Source organism: Pseudomonas sp. T8, assembly GCF_024610635.1.
GTDB lineage: Bacteria > Pseudomonadota > Gammaproteobacteria > Pseudomonadales > Pseudomonadaceae > Aquipseudomonas > Aquipseudomonas chlororaphis_I.
This window is the reverse complement of sequence record NZ_CP102374.1, coordinates 3,281,709-3,298,527: the sequence shown is the minus strand read 5'-3', so window position 1 is coordinate 3,298,527 and position 16,819 is coordinate 3,281,709. Positions and strand designations below refer to the sequence as shown.

Below are 16,819 nucleotides of genomic sequence, written 5' to 3'. Positions count from 1 at the left end.
CTCGGGTTTGTCTCTGGTTTTTCAGTGATTGGCTTTAGTCGGATTCTGTTCTGGCGGCTGAACGTGGGGCACCCTCGGGTGCGCCGGGCTCCTGAGCCCCGGTCTGCTAACCCGCGTCCAGCTGCCATCCTCAATCGTTTAGTTATTCCATGACTCGCAATGCTCGGCTGTAACACCGCAGTTCATCAGACAGGTGGCGTTATCGTTGACGGCCATCGCGAGCAAGCTCGCTCCTACAGTAGAGGCGGGGTGTGGGGTTTGTCATACGCAGTTCATCCACACTGGCTAAGGTTTGCTTTTGACATTAGGTCAGGGAGCAACCATGAGCGATTTCACTCTCGGTCGGCGGCGTTTGATTCAGGTGGCGGGGGCAGGGCTGTTGCTGCCGGGGTTGGCGCCGGCGGTGATTGCCTCGGGCAAGGACCGGCCGAAGATGGTCGATGGCGTGCAGTCCGGGGATCTGCTCGGCGATCGGGCGATGGTCTGGAGCCGTACCGACCGGCCGGCGCGGATGGTGGTGGAGTGGGATACCCGCAGCCTGTTCAGCAACCCGCGCAAGTTTGTCTCACCCCTGGTCGATGCCCGCACCGACTTCACGGCGCGGGTCGAGTTGGGCGGGCTGCCCACCGACCAGGCGATTTTTTATCGGGTGTATTTCGAGGACGCCCAGACCGGCGTGCGCAGCAAGCCCTGGTTCGGCCATTTGCGCAGCGTGCCGCAGACCCGTCGCGATATCCGCTTTGTGTGGAGCGGCGACACCGTCGGCCAGGGCTTCGGCATCAACCCGGACATCGGCGGCATGCGCATCTACGAGGCCATGCGCCGGCGCCTGCCGGACTTTTTTATCCACAGCGGCGACACCATTTACGCCGATGGCCCGGTGCCGGCGCAGCTGACCACCGAGAACGGCCGGGTGTGGCGCAATATCACCACCGAGGCCAAGAGCAAGGTCGCCGAGACCCTCGACGAATACCGCGGCAACTACCGCTACAACCTGCTGGACGAGAATGTGCGGCGCTTCAACGCCGAGGTGCCGCAGATCTGGCAGTGGGACGACCATGAGGTGGTCAACAACTGGTCGCCGAGCAAGGTGCTGGATGAGCGTTACACCACTAAAGATATCCACACCCTGGTGGGCCGTGCGCGGCAGGCCTGGCTGGAATACGCGCCGATGCGCTTGCAGAGCGCCGACCAGGGCGGGCGGATCTATCGCAAGCTGAGCTACGGGCCGCTGCTGGATGTGTTCGTGCTGGACATGCGCAGCTATCGCGGCGGCAACGACGACAATCTCGGCGCGGCCAAGCCGTTCCTCGGCCGCGAACAGTTGGATTGGCTCAAGCAAGGGCTCAAGCACTCCAAGGCGCAGTGGAAGGTGGTGGCGGCCGACATGCCTATCGGCCTCGGCGTGCCGGACGGCGAGGTCAGCCCCGGCGTGCCGCGCTGGGAGGCAATCGCCAACGGCGACCCGGGCCCGGCCCAGGGCCGCGAGCTGGAGATCGCCGAGCTGCTGGCGTTCCTGCGCAAGCACAAGGTGCGCAACCATGTGTGGCTGACGGCGGACGTGCATTACTGCGCGGCGCACCACTATCACCCGGACCGCGCGGCGTTCCAGGATTTCGAGCCGTTCTGGGAATTCGTCGCCGGGCCTTTGAATGCCGGCAGTTTCGGGCCCAACGCGCTGGACAAGACCTTCGGCCCGGAGGTGGTGTTCCAGAAGGCGCCACCGGCGCAGAACACCTCGCCGTTCGCCGGCTTCCAGTTCTTCGGCGAAGTGCAGATCGAAGGGCAGAGCGGGGAGTTGAAGGTGATCCTGCGGGACCTGGACGGGGTGGCGGTGTTCGAGCGCAAGTTGCAGCCGGTTTGATACGACTGCATCTGTAGGAGCGAGGCTTGCCCGCGATGGGCGCGACGCGGTGTGTCTGAAACACCGCGTTATCGTTCATCGCGGGCAAGCCTCGCTCCTACAGAAGCATCAGTGGGTCAGTAGACGTCGCGGCGATAGCGGCCTTGCTCGATCAGGCGCTCGACGACCTCGGCGCCCAGCACCTCGTTGAGCACCTGATCCACTCCCGAGGCCATGCCTTGCAGGCTGCCGCAGATGTAGATCGAGGCGCCGTCGGCCAGCCATTGCTTGAGGCGTTCGGCCTGTTGGCGCAGGCGATCCTGGACGTAGATCTTCTCGGCCTGATCGCGGGAGAAGGCCAGGTCCAGGCGGCGCAGGTCGCCGGCGGTCAGCCATTCCTGCAGCTCGTCCTTGCAGTAGAAATCATGCTCAACGTTGCGTTCGCCGAAGATCAGCCAGTTGTCTTGCTGGCCCTCGGCGATGCGTGCCTTGAGCAGGCTGCGCAAGCCGGCCAGGCCCGTGCCGTTGCCCAGCAGGATCAGCGGGCAAGGTTCGGCCGGCAGATGGAAGCCGCTGTTGCGCCGCACCCGCAGGCTGATGCTGGAGCCGACCGGCGCGTGCTCGGTAAGCCAGCCGGAGCCGATGCCCAGGCTGCCGTCGGGGTGGCGTTCCTGGCGTACCAGCAGTTCCAGTTGGCCGTCGCTGGCCAGCGAGGCGATGGAGTATTCGCGCATCGCCAGCGGCACCAGGGCATCCACCAGTGCCTGGGCGTGCAGGCCCACCAGATGGGCACGGTTTTCCGGGAGCTGGCGGCTGGCCAGGGCCTGGGTCAGGGTTTCCGTCAGGCCGTCGAGCTGCACCGTGGCGCTGCCGTCCAGGCCCAGGCCGTCGAGGAAGAACTCGATGGCCCATGCGCAGTTGCGCGGCAGCACTTCCACCAGGTCGCCGGCCAGCCAACTGCTCGGTTGTGGTGGGGTGAGGCCCAGCAGGTAGACGCCGGAGCCGCTGCTGTCGGGGTTGAGCAGCAGGCGTTGGTTCAGGGTCCAGTTGTCATAGGCGGGGGCCTGCCACAGGTCTACTGGCGCCTGGCCGATCAACTGGCCCAGTTGCTGTTGCCAGTGGCGCAGGGCGTAGCTGTCGCCGCTGTCGACTTCCACCGGGGCGAACAGGGTGTTGCCGCCATGCTCGGCCAGCCAGCCATGCAGGCGCTTGGCAAAGCCGCAGAAGTGCGGGTATTGCCGGTCACCCAGGCCCAGTACGGCGTACTTGAGGTCGTCCAGGGACAAGGCGCGGCTCAGCACCTTGCGCTCGAAGCCCCGGGCGCTGTCCGGCGCTTCGCCGTCGCCGAAGGTGCTGACCACGAACAATGCGTTCTGGGTATTCAGCAGGTCTTGCTCGCTGACGCTGGCCAGCGGCTGGACCCTGGCCGGTACGCCGGCGGCCTGCAATTGTCCGGCAGTCTGCCAGGCCAGTTGTTCGGCGAAACCGCTCTGGCTGGCGAAGCCGATCAGCCAGGCCGAGGCATCGCCGGTGTCGGCGCTCAGGCCCTGGCGCGCGTCCTTGATCTGGCGTTTCTTGCGCCGGCGATCCAGGTACAGCAGCCAGCCGGTGATAAAGAACAGCGGCATGGTCAGCGAAGCGATAGTCACCAGGATGCGCCCGACGATGCCGAAGTAGCTGCCCACGTGCAGGGCATAGATGCTGGTCAGCAACTGGGCCTTGAGGCTCTTGTCGCTGTAGCGGTCATGGCGGCTGACCACGCCGCTGTTCGGGTCGATAGTGATCTGGTTCAGCGCGCGGTCGTGGGGCGAGTGCTTGAGCAGATAGAACACGGTCGCCGGCTTGCCGGCCACCGCGGGCATGCGGATGTTGTAGGAACTCAGGTCCTTGCCGGCGGTGCTGTAGATGCCCAGCCACATGGCGTTGTAGTCGGCGGTCGGCGCCGGGCCCTGGGGCGGCGCGCCCCGGCCGCCCTTCATGCGCTGGCCCTGTGGCGAGTCGGCCAGCAGTTTGTTCAGGCCCTTGTTGTACCACTCGTAGGACCAGGACAAGCCAGTCAGTGCCGCCAGTAGATAAAACAGCAGGCACCAGGTCCCGGCCACGGCGTGCAGGTCCCAGTTGAAGCCACGGCCTTTTTTCGCCCAGTCCAGGGTCAGCCAGGCGCGCCAGCTCGCCACCTGGCGCGGCCAGCGCAGGTACAGGCCGGACAGGCAGAAGAAGATCAGGATCAGGGTGCAGGCGCCGGTGATCTGCCGGCCGCTGTCGCCCATGGCCAGGAAACGGTGCAGCTGAAGCATCAGGCCGAAGAAGTCCTGGCCCAGGGCGGCGCCCATGAATGCGCCGGTGTAGGGGTCGAAATAGCGCATTTCGCCGCGGCGCTGGCCCGGCGGCGGGGTGAACCAGACGCGGGCGGCATTGCCGCTGTCGGCTTCCACGGTGAGCATCGACACGGTCTTGCCCGAGGCAGCCTGGATTTTTTCCACCAGCTCGGCGGGTGGCAGGACGCCAGCCGGCTGTTTTTCCACCAGCAGTGTGGAGGGGTTGAGGGCACGCAGGATTTCATCCTGGAACGACACGGTCGCTCCGGTAATGCCCATCAAGGCCAGGACCAGGCCGGCGCTGATGCCGAAAAACCAGTGCAACTGGAACAGGGTTTTCTTCAACACATCGACCGCCTCGTTGGTTCTGTAAGTCTGTGCACGGCGCGCATTATGCCGTGAGTTGTCGAGAAACATTCTTTCTTACGCACAAAAGCCCCACTCACCGAAGTGGATGGGGCTTGCGTGGGTGTAGCCGCTGCCGAAGGCTGCGATAGGCCGGGGTCGCGCTCGACACGCAGGTCCTCCAGCGATTTCACGATCCTGCGCCCCCTTCGGGGTCGATCGCAGCCTGCGGCAGCGGCTACAGGTGAAACCCGTCAGAAGTGGAAGTTGGTGGTGAACAAGGCGGTACGGCCGGCTGCCTGGTTGGCGAAGTGCGCCGAGTAGGCTTTGTCGTAGTAGGTCTTGTCGGTCAGGTTCTGCACGTTCAGCTGCAGGTCGACGTTCTTGCTCAGCTTGTAGCTGGCCATGGCGTCGTAGCGGGTGTAGGACGGCACATACACGGTATTGCCGGCATCGCCATACACCTCGTCGACATAGAACGCACCGCCGCCGACGGTCAGCTTCGGCAGAACTTCATAAGTGGTCCACAGGCTGAAGCTGTTTTTCGGCGTGTTCGGCATTTCATTGCCTTTGTTCGAACCGGCGCTGACGACCCCGTTACGACCGTTGAGACCGGCGTCCACCAGCTCGCTTTTCAGGTAGCTGTAGCCGGCGAAGACTTGCCACTTGTCGGTGATCTTGCCGCTGGCCGACAGCTCCAGGCCGTCGACGCGGGACTCACCGGCGTTCTGGTAGGTCAGGGCATCCACCAGGATGCGGGTGTTTTTCTTCTCGGTACGGAACACCGCGGCGGTCAGGGACAGGCGGTCGTTGAACACATCCCACTTGGTGCCCAGCTCGTAGTTGACGGTTTCTTCCGGTTGCAGGTCGCTGACGCTGGCGCCGGCGGACAGCGGGTTGCCGTCCGCACCCTCGCCGACCAGGCCGCCCGGTGGTGTGGCCGAAGTGGCGTAGGAGGCATAGACGCTGCCGTTGTCCGTCGGTTTCCACACCAGGCCGGCCTGCCAGTTCCAGAACTGGCTGTCGTCCTTGATCTTGGTGCGCCCGGTGGCGGTGTCGGTATTGGCCACGGTGTCGAAGGTGTCGTAGCGCAGGCCGACGTTCAGCAGCCATTGCGGATCGAGCTCGATGGTGTCGAACACATAGGCCGCGCGGCTGGTGGCTTTGGTGTTGGTGCCGTAGTAGTTGCGGCTGATGGCGCCGGTCCAGGCATCGTCCGGGTTCGGGTTGCTCAGCGAGGTGCAGCTCGGGATGCTGCCCGGGTTACAGACCTTGGCGGTGTTGCCGGCGATGTTGTAGCTGCTGACGCGAGTCTCTTCGCCGGTGAACTCAAGGCCGGTGGAGTAGTTGTGCTTGAAGCCCAGTGCCTGGAATTCGCCGAACAGGTCGGTCTGGTTGGTGGTGGTTTCGGTGGTGGACACCCGCGAGTTGGCGCGACGCCACACGGTGCCGTACTTGTTGACGTTGAACTTGCTGTCGTCCGGCTGGGTGAGGATGTAGTCCTGGCCGGTGTTGCCATGACGCAGGGTGTTTTTCAGCGTCATGTTGTCGTTCAGGTCGTGCTCGATGGAGATGGTGCTGATGTCTGCGCGGGTCTTGCGGAAGTCACGGTCCTTCAAGCCATAGAAGTTGTCGCTGTCGCCGCCGTCGGTCGGTTTGTCGTGCTTGTGGGCGGTGGCGCTGGCCGAGCTGTAGCCGTAGGGAATGCCCGAGTCCGGCAGGTCGTCGCTTTCCATGTGGTAGTAGCTGAAGTTGACGCGGGTCGGGGTGCCCAGGCCGAAGGTCAGGGACGGTGCCACACCCCAGCGGTCGTAGTTGACGGCGTCGCGACCGGCCACGTTCTGCTCGTGGCTCATCAGGTTCAGGCGGAAGGCGGCGCTGTCGAGGAACTGGCGGTTCACGTCCAGCACATAACGGCGGGTCTGGTCGGAGCCATAGGTGAAGCCACCGTTGAGGAAGTCTTGCTGCTTGGGCGTCTTGCTCACCAGGTTGAGGCTGCCGCCGGCCGAGCCGCGACCGCCGAAGGAGGAGTTGGGCCCCTTGCTGACTTCGATCGATTCGATGTCGAAGATCTCGCGGCTCTGGCCGCCGGTGTCGCGCACGCCATCGAGGTAGGTGTCGCCCTGGGCGTCGAAGCCGCGGATGAACGGACGGTCGCCTTGCGGGTTGCCGCCTTCACCGGCGCCGAAGGTGATGCCCGGCACGGTGCGCAGCGCATCCTGCAGCGAGGTGGCGGCGGTGTCCTTGAGGACTTGTTGAGGCACCACGGTGACCGAGCGCGGGGTGTTGACCAGCGGCGCGGTGTACTTCTGCGACGAGGCCTTTTCGACCTGGTAGGACGTCTGGTCCTGGGCTTCGCCGGTGATGCTGGTGGCATCCAGGGAAATGGCATTGCCGGCGGCTTTCTTCTCGGTGTTTTCCGCGGCAAAAGCCATGTGGGCTGCGGAACCGGCGGTGATCGCCACGCCAATTGCAGACGCCAGCAGGCGTGGTGAACCGAGCGGTGATGGTGGTTGTTGGCGCGACATGGTGATTCCCCTCCCCAAGGATTTGAGGCGGCGGAATATAAGGCGAACAAGTATTTGTATCAATTGCGAAAAATTGCTATTCGCACAGAATTTACATTCTTTACAATTTCGCTTTACGGTTTTTACGTTTTCATTCGTCTGCGCATTTTACATTTGCAATAAGAATCAATATCATTTGCACCCCTTTGCTTTCAGGTATTGCCTCATGCTCCTGCATATTCCCGGCCTGTTCTCCCGTGAAGAAGTGCTGCGTATTCGTGAGGCCCTGGAGCAGGCGGACTGGGCCGATGGCAAGATCACCGCCGGTTACCAGTCGGCCAAGGCCAAGCACAACCTGCAGCTGCCCGAAGGCCACCCGCTGGCCCAGGAGATCGGCGCGGCGATGCTCGAGCGCCTGTGGCAGCACCCGCGCTTCATGTCGGCGGCGCTGCCGCACAAGGTGTTCCCGCCGCTGCTCAACTGCTACACCGCCGGTGGCAGTTTCGACTTCCATATCGACAACGCCGTGCGCCAGCCCAAGGGCAGCGTCGAGCGGGTGCGGACCGACCTGTCCTCGACCCTGTTTTTCAGCGACCCGGAGGACTACGACGGCGGCGAGCTGGAAATCCAGGACACCTTCGGCACCCATCGGGTGAAGCTGCCGGCCGGCGACATGGTGCTGTACCCGGGTACCAGCCTGCACAAGGTCAATGCGGTCACCCGCGGCACCCGTTATGCGTCGTTCTTCTGGACCCAGAGCCTGGTGCGCGAAGACAGCCAGCGCGCCCTGCTGTTCGAGATGGACGAGGCGATCCAGCAACTGACCCGCGACATGCCGGATCATCCGTCGCTGATCCGCCTGACCGGCACCTACCACAACCTGTTGCGCCGCTGGGTCGAGGTGTAGACCGTGAGTTTCCAGTTACGCCGCGAGGAAGTCCTCGACGGCGAGCAGCTGCGCGCCATGCTCGAACAGAGCCCGGCCCGGGCCGCCCAGGCGATCCTGCTGGCGGCCGGGGAGGGCGTGCTGGATGCCCAGGCGCTGCTCGGGCAGATCCTGCTCGACGGCCTGGGCATCGAGCGCGACCAGGCGCTGGCGCTGCGCTGGTTCACGATCGCCGCCAAGGGCGGGCACCCGATGGCGCGCAACATGCTGGGGCGCTGCTGTGAGCACGGTTGGGGCTGCGAGGCCGATGCCAAGGCGGCTGCCGGGCATTATCGCCAGGCGGCCGAAGCCGGGCTGGACTGGGCGCTGTACAACTACGCCAACCTGCTGGCCACCGGTCGCGGAGTCGCTGAAAACCACGCCCTGGCCTTGAACTGCTACCAGCGCGCGGCCGCCATGGGCCATGCCAAATCCATGAACCTGCTGGGCCGCTATCTGGAGGAGGGGCGTCACTGCCCCAGGGATGTCGCGGCGGCCTGCGACTGGTATTGCCGTTCCGCCGAGGGCGGGGATTTCCGTGGGCAGTTCAGCCACGCTGCGGTGCTGGCCGATGCCGGGCGTATCGACGAGGCGCTGGGTTGGCTGGGCAAGGCTCTGGAAGGCGGCAACCTGAACTTCCTGCGGATCGCCCGTGGCGCTTTGTTGCAGGCGGCCCATCCGCAGATCCGCGGCCTGGCCCTGGCTTATCACCAGCGTGCGGCAGAGCTGGGTGACGAAACCGACCGCGAGGCGTTAGCCCAGCTGTAGCTTCTGTAGGAGCGAGGCTTGCCCACGATGACGGTATCAAGGCCGCCACCGGCCTTCGGCCTATCGCGAGCAAGCTTCGCTCCTACAGAGGCAACGCGTGCGCTACATAGACGCAAGCCACCGCCATTTCGCAGGCATAAAAAAGCCCATGACACGTCATGGGCTTTTTCGTTACGGCGTGGCGCTTACACGTAGAAGGATTTCAGTGGCGGGAAGCCGTTGAATTCCACAGCGCTGTAGCTGGTGGTGTAGGCACCGGTGGACAGCCAGTACAGGCGGTCGCCGATGGCCAGGTTCAGCGGCAGTCCGTACTTGTAGTTCTCGTACATGATGTCGGCGCTGTCGCAGGTCGGACCGGCAATGACCACTTCCTCCGTCTCGCCTTTCTTCTCGGTCCAGATCGGGAACTTGATGGCTTCATCCATGGTTTCGATCAGGCCGGAGAACTTGCCCACGTCGGTGTAGATCCAGCGCTCCACGGCGGTGCGGGATTTACGCGCTACCAGCACCACTTCGCTGACCAGGATGCCGGCGTTGGCGATCAGCGAACGGCCTGGCTCGAGGATGATTTCCGGCAGCTCGTCGCCGAAGTCTTCCTTGAGGAAGCGGATGATTTCCTCGGCATAGGTTTCCAGGCTGTTGGTGCGGGTGATGTAGTTGGCCGGGAAGCCGCCACCCATGTTGATCAGCTTGAGGTGGATGCCGTCTTCTTCCTTCAGGCGTTCGAAGATCACCTTGACCTTGGCGATCGCCGCGTCCCAGACGCTGATGTCGCGCTGTTGCGAACCCACGTGGAACGACACGCCGTAAGGCACCAGGCCCAGGTCGCGGGCGAGGATCAGCAGGTCCATGGCCATGTCGGTCTGGCAGCCGAACTTGCGCGACAGCGGCCAGTCAGCGGTGGTCGAGCCTTCGGTGAGGATCCGCACATAGACTTTCGAGCCCGGCGCGGCCTTGGCGATGTTGCGCAGGTCGGCTTCGGAGTCGGTGGCATACAGGCGCACGCCCTTCTCGTAGAAGTAGCGGATGTCCTTGGATTTCTTGATGGTGTTGCCGTAGCTGATCTGGTCCGGGCTGACGCCGCGGCCCAGCACCTTGTCCAGTTCGTAGATCGAGGCGATGTCGAAGTTCGAACCTTTTTCCCGCAGCAGGTCGATGATTTCGACGGCCGGGTTGGCTTTTACCGCGTAGTAGACCTTGGCGAACTCGAAACCGGCGCGCAGGTCATCGTAGGCCTGGGCGATCATCTGGGTGTCGATGACCACGAACGGGGTTTCTTGCTTGTCGGCGAACGCCTTCATTTTCTGAAAGGTTTCGCGCGCGAAATAGTCTTCGACCTGAATCGACATACCTGGGAGCTCCTAATGGCAAACGGGTAAAAACAATGGGTGCAAATGAACGTCCTCCGTATCCCCACTTTGGTTCGCCTACTTCCCAAGGCATGTCGCCGAAAGCAAAAAGGCCACGGGCGTATTTGCCCTTGGCCTTGCTGTCTCGTCGTCAGTACTTGAGCCGGATGGATCGTTTCCAGCATGGACGTTCGGCGCGAACTTTAGGGCGTGAGGGGCCTGAGATCAACAAAAAATGTCGCGTTTTTGCACGCGTTCGTCGCGTGGTCCGAGTCAGTCATTTATGTAACCGACCCAGATGACAGGCTGATGTTCCTCGCCATTGTCCGCTGACCTTGCCGATCCGCCGGTTCAGAGCCTGGAGTCGGTCAGGAAACAGGCATCCTCGTCGCCGCGCAAAGCATAGCCGTCGTAGAGATTTTCAAAGTCCAGGGCGCGAAAGTTCTCGGCGAGAAAATCCAGCAGCGCGCGGACCGAGGGCATGACGCCGCGACGGCTGGCGAACAGCGCATAGACCTGGGCGCTCCTGGGTTTCCAGCCGGCGAGGACCGGACGCAAGGTGCCGTTGCGCATGTCCTTGAACACCACCAGCTTGGGCAGTTGCACGATACCGCCGCCCTCGAGGGCGACGCGGCGCAAGGTGATCATGTCGTCGGTGATCAGCCGCGGGCTGTGCGCCACCGAGGCCTGTATCCCCTGGTCATCTTCCAGGTGCCAGCAATAGCTGTGGTTGGCCGGCCCCTGGTCCAGGCTGGGAAATCCCGTGAGGTCGCTCAGCGCCCGCACCGGCCCCAGGCGTTCCAGCAGCGCCGGGCTGGCCACCAGTTCCTGGGGGCTGCGGGACAGCGGCTTGAGGGTCAGGCTGCTGTCTTCCAGCGGTGGAACGTCGACCCGCAGGGCAATGTCGAACCCTTCACGCAGCAGGTCGACACTGCGGTTGGTGCTTTCCAGCTGCACCTTGATCTCGGGGTAGCGCTCCATGAAGCGCGAGATCATGCCGGCCACCAGGAAGTTCAGCAGCGCGGTGGGGCAGGCGATGCGCACCGTGCCCTTGGGGGAGGCCTGGCTGTGTTCGATCAGCGACTGCGCAGCCTCGGCCCCTTCGAGCATGGCCAGGCAATGCTGGTAGTACTCCAGCCCCAGCTCCGAAACGCTGAACTGACGCGTGGATCGGTTGATCAGGCGCACCCCGAGGCGCTCCTCGAGGGCGCTCAGGTGACGGCTGAGCCGGGACTTGGGAATCCCCAGGTTACGGCTGGCTGCGCCTATTCCCTGGTGTTCGACGATGCAGGTAAAGAAGTACAGCTCGTTCAGGTCGTACATCGTGGGGCTGTTCCAAGAATGAAATAGTCAGTTGCGGCCCGTCGGCTATGTGCGCGGGGTGGAGCTGGCTAAGGTGGCTTTCCCTTGGCCGCGCGGCCGGTCCGCGCAGCCATTCATGTCCAGTGAGGTGAAGCATGAGCAAGAAAATGCTAGTGGTCCTGACCAGTTTTCCCAAGTACCCGACGCTGAACCGGGCCACCGGCCTGTGGCTGGGCGAAGCCGTGCATTTCGTCAAGGCGGTCGAGGCGGCCGGTTACGCGGTCGATTATGTGAGCCCCAAGGGCGGTTATACACCGATCGATCCCCACAGCCTGGCCATGGCCGACGAAACCGACTGGGCCTGGTACCAGGATGCCGCGTTCATGGCCCGGCTTGGCTCGGTGCTGAAACCGGAGCAGGTCAACCCGGCGGATTACTCGGTGATCTACTACGCCGGTGGCCATGGCGTGGTCTGGGACTTCCCGGACAACAAGGCGCTGCAGAAGATCGCCAGTTTGATCTATGAAGCGGGCGGCATCGTTTCGTCGGTGTGCCACGGTGCCGTGGGCCTGCTGAACATCCAGCTGTCCGACGGTAGCCTGCTGCTCAAGGGCAAGGAAGCCACCGGCTTCTCCAACGCCGAGGAGAAACTGGCCGAACTCGATCAGTACGTGCCGTACCTGACCGAGGACGAAATGCTCAAGCGTGGCGCGATCTACAAGAAGGCCGCCGAGCCCTGGGCATCCTTCGCGGTGGCCGATCAACGCCTGATCACCGGGCAGAACCCGGCATCGGGCGGGGCGGTCGCGGCGCTGGTGCTCAAGGCGCTGGCGGGCTGATCAGCCGCGGGTAAAGAGCTGGAGGATGATCTTGCCGATATGCCGGCCGCTGTCGATCAGTCGGTGGGCCTGCTGCACATCCTCCAGCGCGAACCGCTCGAATATATAGGGTTTGACCCGGCCGGCGCTGATCAGCGCCAAACCTGCCGTTCCAGCTCGGCGACGATTTCGGCTTTCTCGTCGTGGCTGCGCGAGCGCAGGGTCGAGCCCACCAGCGTCAGGCGTTTGCTCAGCAAGGGGAACAGGCTCAGTTCCCGGGCCGCGCCCTTGTGCACGCCGATCTGCACGATCCTGCCGTACGTCGCCGCGGCGGCGAAATTGCGTGCCACATAGTCCCCGGCAATGATATCGACGATCACGTCCACGCCCTTGCCGTCGGTGGCCTGCATCATCACCTCGACGAAATCTTCCTGCCGGTAATTGATCGCCTGGTCCGCGCCCAGGGCAAGGCTGACCTTTTGCTGTTCCTCGCTGGAAACCGTGGTGAAGATCCGCGACGCGCCGAAGGCCTTGGCCAGCATGACCGCCGGGGCGCTGGATTTCGATGGCGAACATGGAGGGGGACATGAGGGCTTCCTCGAATGATTGGGATGCCGTTCAAGGTAGGGGCGGGAGTTGATGCAGTCGCGCAGCGATTTCTCGCTGCTGCGATGCATAAATGCAGCGAATAAAAAACTCGGGCGTGGTGGTTTTTCCGGTCATGGCACAAACGAGCCAGACCTCGGTCTGGCTCGTTTGCGTGATGTCACGGGGTTGATGGACAGGCCTCAGGCCAGCGCAGTCTCGGCTGGCGAGACGATATTGGTCTTCATCCCCCGCGAGCGACCGGAGCTGAGGTAGGCGGCAATCGATTCCTGGGTCACTTCGCCGAGGAACACCCGCTCGGCGTCCAGCACCGGCAGCCACGAACGGTTGAACTCGTACATCCGCGACAGCAGGATGCGCAGGTGTTCGTCGTAGGCCGCGGTGGCGTTGAACTCGCGCAGGTACTGGGCGCAGGTGCCGGTTTGGCGGTGCAGGTCGCGGCGGCGCACGTAACCCAGGGCCTTGTTCTCGGCGCAGGTCACCACCAGGTAGCGGCGGTCGTGTTCGTCCATCAGTTCCAGGGCGTCGGCCACCGGGGTTTGCGGGCTGACCGACGGCGCGTTGTCGGCGGCGTCCTCGGCCTTCACCAGCAGCAGGCGCTTGAGGGTGCTGTCCTGGCCGACGAAGTTGCTGACGAAGTCGTCCGCCGGATGGGCCAGCAGGGTGTCCGGGTGGTCGATCTGCAACAGCTTGCCGGCGCGGAAGATGGCGATCTTGTCGCCGAGCTTGATGGCTTCGTCGATGTCGTGACTGACCATGATCACGGTCTTGTTCAGCGCCCTCTGCATCTCGAAGAACTCGTTCTGGATCATCTCGCGGTTGATCGGGTCGACCGCGCCGAAAGGTTCGTCCATCAGCAGCAGCGGCGCATCGGCCGCCAGTGCGCGGATCACCCCGATCCGCTGTTGCTGGCCGCCGGACAGCTCACGCGGATAACGATGCAGGTACTGCTTGGGTTCGAGCTTGATCATGCTCATCAGCTCGCGGGCGCGCTCATGGCATTTCTGCTTGTCCCAGCCCAGCAGGCGCGGCACCACCACGATGTTTTCCTCGATGGTCATGTTGGGGAACAGGCCGATCTGCTGGATCACGTAGCCGATGTTGCGGCGCAGGGTCACTTCGTCCAGGCCGGTGGTGTCTTCGCCGTTGATCAGCACCTTGCCCGAGGTCGGCATGATCAGGCGGTTGATCATTTTCAGCGTGGTGCTCTTGCCGCAGCCCGACGGGCCGAGGAACACGCAGATTTCGCCTTCGTTGACGGTCAGGCTTACGGAGTCAACGGCGGTGATGGTCTTGCCGTTGCTTTGGAAGGTCTTGGTCAGGTTTTGAAGTTCGATCATTTGAGCAGTCCTGGTAGGGGGTGTTCGGTGCAAATGACGGAGCGCGTTGGAGTTGTGATCGCTCCGGGCAAGGCGTGGGACGCAGGGAATGGTGTTCCCTTCTCAAGTCCCACAACGCAGGCCGGAGCGATCACAGCTCCAACCCGAAGGGCCGTGCCCCACAAAGCGCAATCCGTCGTTATTCGTCGTTCATTTGGAAAAACCAAACTTCTCTCCTCATGCCTAGTCTTGCGCTTTGTGGGGCGACGGCGCGCCCGTCATTTGCACCGAACACCCCCTACTCGTCAGCGAGCGTTGCAGCCATTGCAGAAGCAGGTCGGCGAAGATGGCCAGGAGACTGACCAGCACGGCGCCGACGATCAGCATCGACATGTCGCTGCGGCTGATGGAAGCAAGAATGAGCACACCCAGGCCGCCGGCGCCGATGGTGGCGGCGATGGTCATGACGCCGATGTTCATCACCACGGCGGTGCGAACGCCGGCGAGGATCACCGGCACGGCGATCGGCAACTCGACCATGCGCAGGCGCTGGCCGAAGGTCATGCCGATGCCACGGGCCGCTTCGCGAATCCCCGGCTCGACGCCGGTCAGCGCCAGGTAGGTGTTGCGCATGATCGGCAGCAGGGAATAGAGGAACACCGCGGTGATCGCCGGCAGCGGCCCCAGGCCCTGGCCGAACTTGGAATAGAACGGCAGCAGCAGGCCGAACAGGGCGATCGACGGGATGGTCAGCAGCACGGTGGCGCTGGCTTGCAGCGGACCGGCCAGGGTCGGGAAGCGGGTCATCAGGATACCCAGGGGCACGCCGAAGAGGATCGCCAGGGTCACGGCGATGCCCACCAGAGTGATGTGCTGCCAGGTCAGCTGGATGACTTGCGGCCAGTCGAGATGGGAAAAGGCGTTGAGCAATTCCATGGCTTTTTCCTCCCTCAGTTCAGTGGATGCTGGCGCAGGAAATCTGCGGCAACGGCGGATGGGCTTTCATGGTCGACGTCGACCCGGGCGTTGAGCTGGCGCATGGTCTGGTCGTCGAACAGTTCGGCCAGTGGCTTGAGGTCGGCGGCCAGTTGCGGGTGGGCGTCGAGGTAGGCCTGGCGCACCACGGGGGCCGCGGTGTAGTCGGGGAAGTAATGCAGGTCGTCGTACAGCAGCTTCAGGTTGAAGGCGTTGAGTCGGCCGTCGGTGGTGTAGACCAGGCCGGCGAACACCTGGCCGTTACGCAGGGCGGTGTAGACCAGCCCGGCGTCCATCTGCCGGATGTTCTTGCGGGTCAGGTCCATGCCGTACAGCTTGACCATGCCTTGCAGGCCGTCGGAGCGGTTGGCGAACTCGGTGTCCAGGGCGATCAGGTGGTGGTCCTGGCGTTCGGCGTCGAGGACGTGTTTCAGGTCGCTGACGCTGTTGATCTGCGGGTATGCGTCCGCGACATTTTTCGGCAGGGCCAGGGCGTAGGTATTGCTGAATTTCGACGGCGTCAGCCAGACCAGGCCTTTTTTTCCGTCGAGTTCCTTGACCCGTTCATAGGACTGTTGGCTGTCGAGTTTTTCCGTCACGTGGTTGTAGGCCACCAGGGACACGCCGGTGTATTCCCAGAGCATGTCCAGCTGCCCGCTTTCGTGGGCGCTGCGCGCCAGGTTGCTGCCCAGGCCGCCGGTGACCCGGGTGTCGTAACCCTTGCTGCGCAGGTACTGCGAAGTGATTTCCGCCAGCAGCGTCTGCTCGGTGAAGACCCGGGCGCCGATGCGGATCACCGGCTTTTGCGCGGCTTGGGCAATTCCTGCGCACAGCAGGACGCAGCCTATGATCAAAGCTATTTTTTTCATGTGAATTCCTTCGCGCAGGCTTAAGACGGGCGCAGGCCGCGTTCCAGCCAGAGGCGGCTGGCCAGTGTCACCAGGCCGTCGAGCAGCAGCGCCAGCAAGGCGGTGCAGGCCGCGCCGAGCAGCAGTTGCGGCTGATTGTTCAGGGCGATGCCGGGGAAGATCAGGCTGCCGAGGCTGTTGGCGCCGATCAGGAAGGCCAGCGGCGCGGTGCCGACGTTGATCGCCAGGGCCACGCGCACGCCACCGATGATGATCGGCACGGCGTTGGGCAGCTCGACTTTCCACAGCACCTGGCGCGGGGTCATGCCGATGCCGACGGCGGCTTCCTTGAGGGAGCCCTGGACGTTTTTCAGGCCTTCGTAGGTGTTGCGCACGATGGGCAGCAAGGAGGCGAGGAACAAAGCGAAGATGGCCGGCCCGCTGCCGATGCCGAGGATCCCCAGGGCGATGGCCAGGACGGCCAGGGGAGGGACGGTGTTACCGATGTTGAACAGCTGCATGAAGCGCTCGGCACGCCCGACCATCTGCGGTCGGCTGAGGAAGATGCCGGCGGGTATCCCCACCACGAGGGCGGCGAACATTGAAGCGAGTACCAGGTACAGATGGGCTTGCAGGTAAAACAACAGATCGTCGCGGTAGTGTTCGATCGTACTGATGCCGATCCAGTGGACCAGCAGGGCCAGGAGAGCGATAACCGCCGCGCCTCCTATCAGCCCTTTGCCATAGCGAATAGCCACAGGCGGACTCCTTTTTTATGTCGGCGAGCCTTCTTTCGTGTGGCAAGGCCATGCCTGGCTGCCAAAAGAATGGTCGCGAGAAGCAGCTCGTCGATGCGCTGGAAACAGCGCCGGATCGAGCCATACGCATAGCCTCGT

General features: G+C 63.5%; 14 protein-coding genes. 4 read left to right on the top strand and 10 right to left on the bottom strand.

The window, feature by feature from the left end; all coding sequences use genetic code 11:
• The first annotated feature begins 322 nt into the window (after positions 1 to 322).
• On the top strand, positions 323 to 1,864 hold the full coding sequence (locus NRG23_RS14855; protein ID WP_016701677.1) for an alkaline phosphatase: 1,542 nt from the start codon (positions 323 to 325) through the stop codon (positions 1,862 to 1,864).
• Positions 1,865 to 1,980: 116 nt separating this feature from the next.
• Here NRG23_RS14855 and NRG23_RS14850 read toward each other — a convergent pair whose 3' ends face one another.
• Both NRG23_RS14850 and NRG23_RS14845 read right to left on the bottom strand, forming a co-directional pair.
• The gene (locus tag NRG23_RS14850; protein ID WP_257374948.1) at positions 1,981 to 4,509 is read right to left on the bottom strand and encodes a sulfite reductase flavoprotein subunit alpha; all 2,529 of its coding nucleotides are present in this window, start codon (positions 4,507 to 4,509) and stop codon (positions 1,981 to 1,983) included.
• Positions 4,510 to 4,760: 251 nt separating this feature from the next.
• Positions 4,761 to 7,034: a TonB-dependent siderophore receptor gene (locus NRG23_RS14845; RefSeq protein ID WP_101281805.1), complete on the bottom strand. Its 2,274-nt coding sequence runs from the start codon at positions 7,032 to 7,034 to the stop codon at positions 4,761 to 4,763.
• 205 nt (positions 7,035 to 7,239) lie between these two features.
• Here NRG23_RS14845 and NRG23_RS14840 point away from each other — a divergent pair, with 205 nt between their 5' ends.
• Together NRG23_RS14840 and NRG23_RS14835 are read left to right on the top strand one after the other, a co-directional pair.
• Positions 7,240 to 7,920: a Fe2+-dependent dioxygenase gene (locus NRG23_RS14840; RefSeq protein WP_257374947.1), complete on the top strand. Its 681-nt coding sequence runs from the start codon at positions 7,240 to 7,242 to the stop codon at positions 7,918 to 7,920.
• Positions 7,921 to 7,923: 3 nt separating this feature from the next.
• Positions 7,924 to 8,706, top strand: coding sequence for a tetratricopeptide repeat protein (locus NRG23_RS14835; protein WP_257374946.1), 783 nt, complete (start codon positions 7,924 to 7,926; stop codon positions 8,704 to 8,706).
• A gap of 185 nt (positions 8,707 to 8,891) precedes the next feature.
• Here the strand turns inward: NRG23_RS14835 and NRG23_RS14830 are convergent, their stop codons facing one another.
• Positions 8,892 to 10,055: a type III PLP-dependent enzyme gene (locus NRG23_RS14830; protein ID WP_007923836.1), complete on the bottom strand. Its 1,164-nt coding sequence runs from the start codon at positions 10,053 to 10,055 to the stop codon at positions 8,892 to 8,894.
• Between the two features lie 351 nt (positions 10,056 to 10,406).
• Entirely contained in the window at positions 10,407 to 11,378 is a 972-nt protein-coding gene (locus NRG23_RS14825) for a LysR substrate-binding domain-containing protein (protein ID WP_009046955.1), read from the bottom strand.
• 134 nt (positions 11,379 to 11,512) lie between these two features.
• On the opposite strand from NRG23_RS14825, the gene NRG23_RS14820 reads away from it, so the two are divergent.
• Positions 11,513 to 12,196, top strand: coding sequence for a type 1 glutamine amidotransferase domain-containing protein (locus NRG23_RS14820; protein WP_009046956.1), 684 nt, complete (start codon positions 11,513 to 11,515; stop codon positions 12,194 to 12,196).
• Here the strand turns inward: NRG23_RS14820 and NRG23_RS14815 are convergent, their stop codons facing one another.
• The 6 genes from NRG23_RS14815 to NRG23_RS14790 all read right to left on the bottom strand — a co-directional run bounded on the left by NRG23_RS14815 (position 12,197) and on the right by NRG23_RS14790 (position 16,681).
• Positions 12,197 to 12,337, bottom strand: coding sequence for a zinc-binding dehydrogenase (locus NRG23_RS14815; protein WP_009046957.1), 141 nt, complete (start codon positions 12,335 to 12,337; stop codon positions 12,197 to 12,199).
• Positions 12,328 to 12,717, bottom strand: a complete 390-nt coding sequence (locus NRG23_RS14810) for a zinc-binding dehydrogenase (RefSeq protein WP_016701684.1) — start codon at positions 12,715 to 12,717, stop codon at positions 12,328 to 12,330. Before NRG23_RS14810 ends, NRG23_RS14815 begins: the two co-directional genes overlap by 10 nt.
• A gap of 246 nt (positions 12,718 to 12,963) precedes the next feature.
• On the bottom strand, positions 12,964 to 14,121 hold the full coding sequence (locus NRG23_RS14805; RefSeq protein WP_009046959.1) for a betaine/proline/choline family ABC transporter ATP-binding protein: 1,158 nt from the start codon (positions 14,119 to 14,121) through the stop codon (positions 12,964 to 12,966).
• Between the two features lie 222 nt (positions 14,122 to 14,343).
• Positions 14,344 to 15,036, bottom strand: a complete 693-nt coding sequence (locus tag NRG23_RS14800; RefSeq protein ID WP_016701686.1) for an ABC transporter permease — start codon at positions 15,034 to 15,036, stop codon at positions 14,344 to 14,346.
• Positions 15,037 to 15,050: 14 nt separating this feature from the next.
• Positions 15,051 to 15,944, bottom strand: coding sequence for a glycine betaine ABC transporter substrate-binding protein (locus NRG23_RS14795; RefSeq protein ID WP_257374943.1), 894 nt, complete (start codon positions 15,942 to 15,944; stop codon positions 15,051 to 15,053).
• Positions 15,945 to 15,964: 20 nt separating this feature from the next.
• Positions 15,965 to 16,681 carry an ABC transporter permease gene (locus NRG23_RS14790; RefSeq protein WP_028681655.1) on the bottom strand — a complete coding sequence of 239 codons (717 nt, stop codon included), beginning with the start codon at positions 16,679 to 16,681 and terminating at the stop codon, positions 15,965 to 15,967.
• Positions 16,682 to 16,819: the final 138 nt, after the last annotated feature.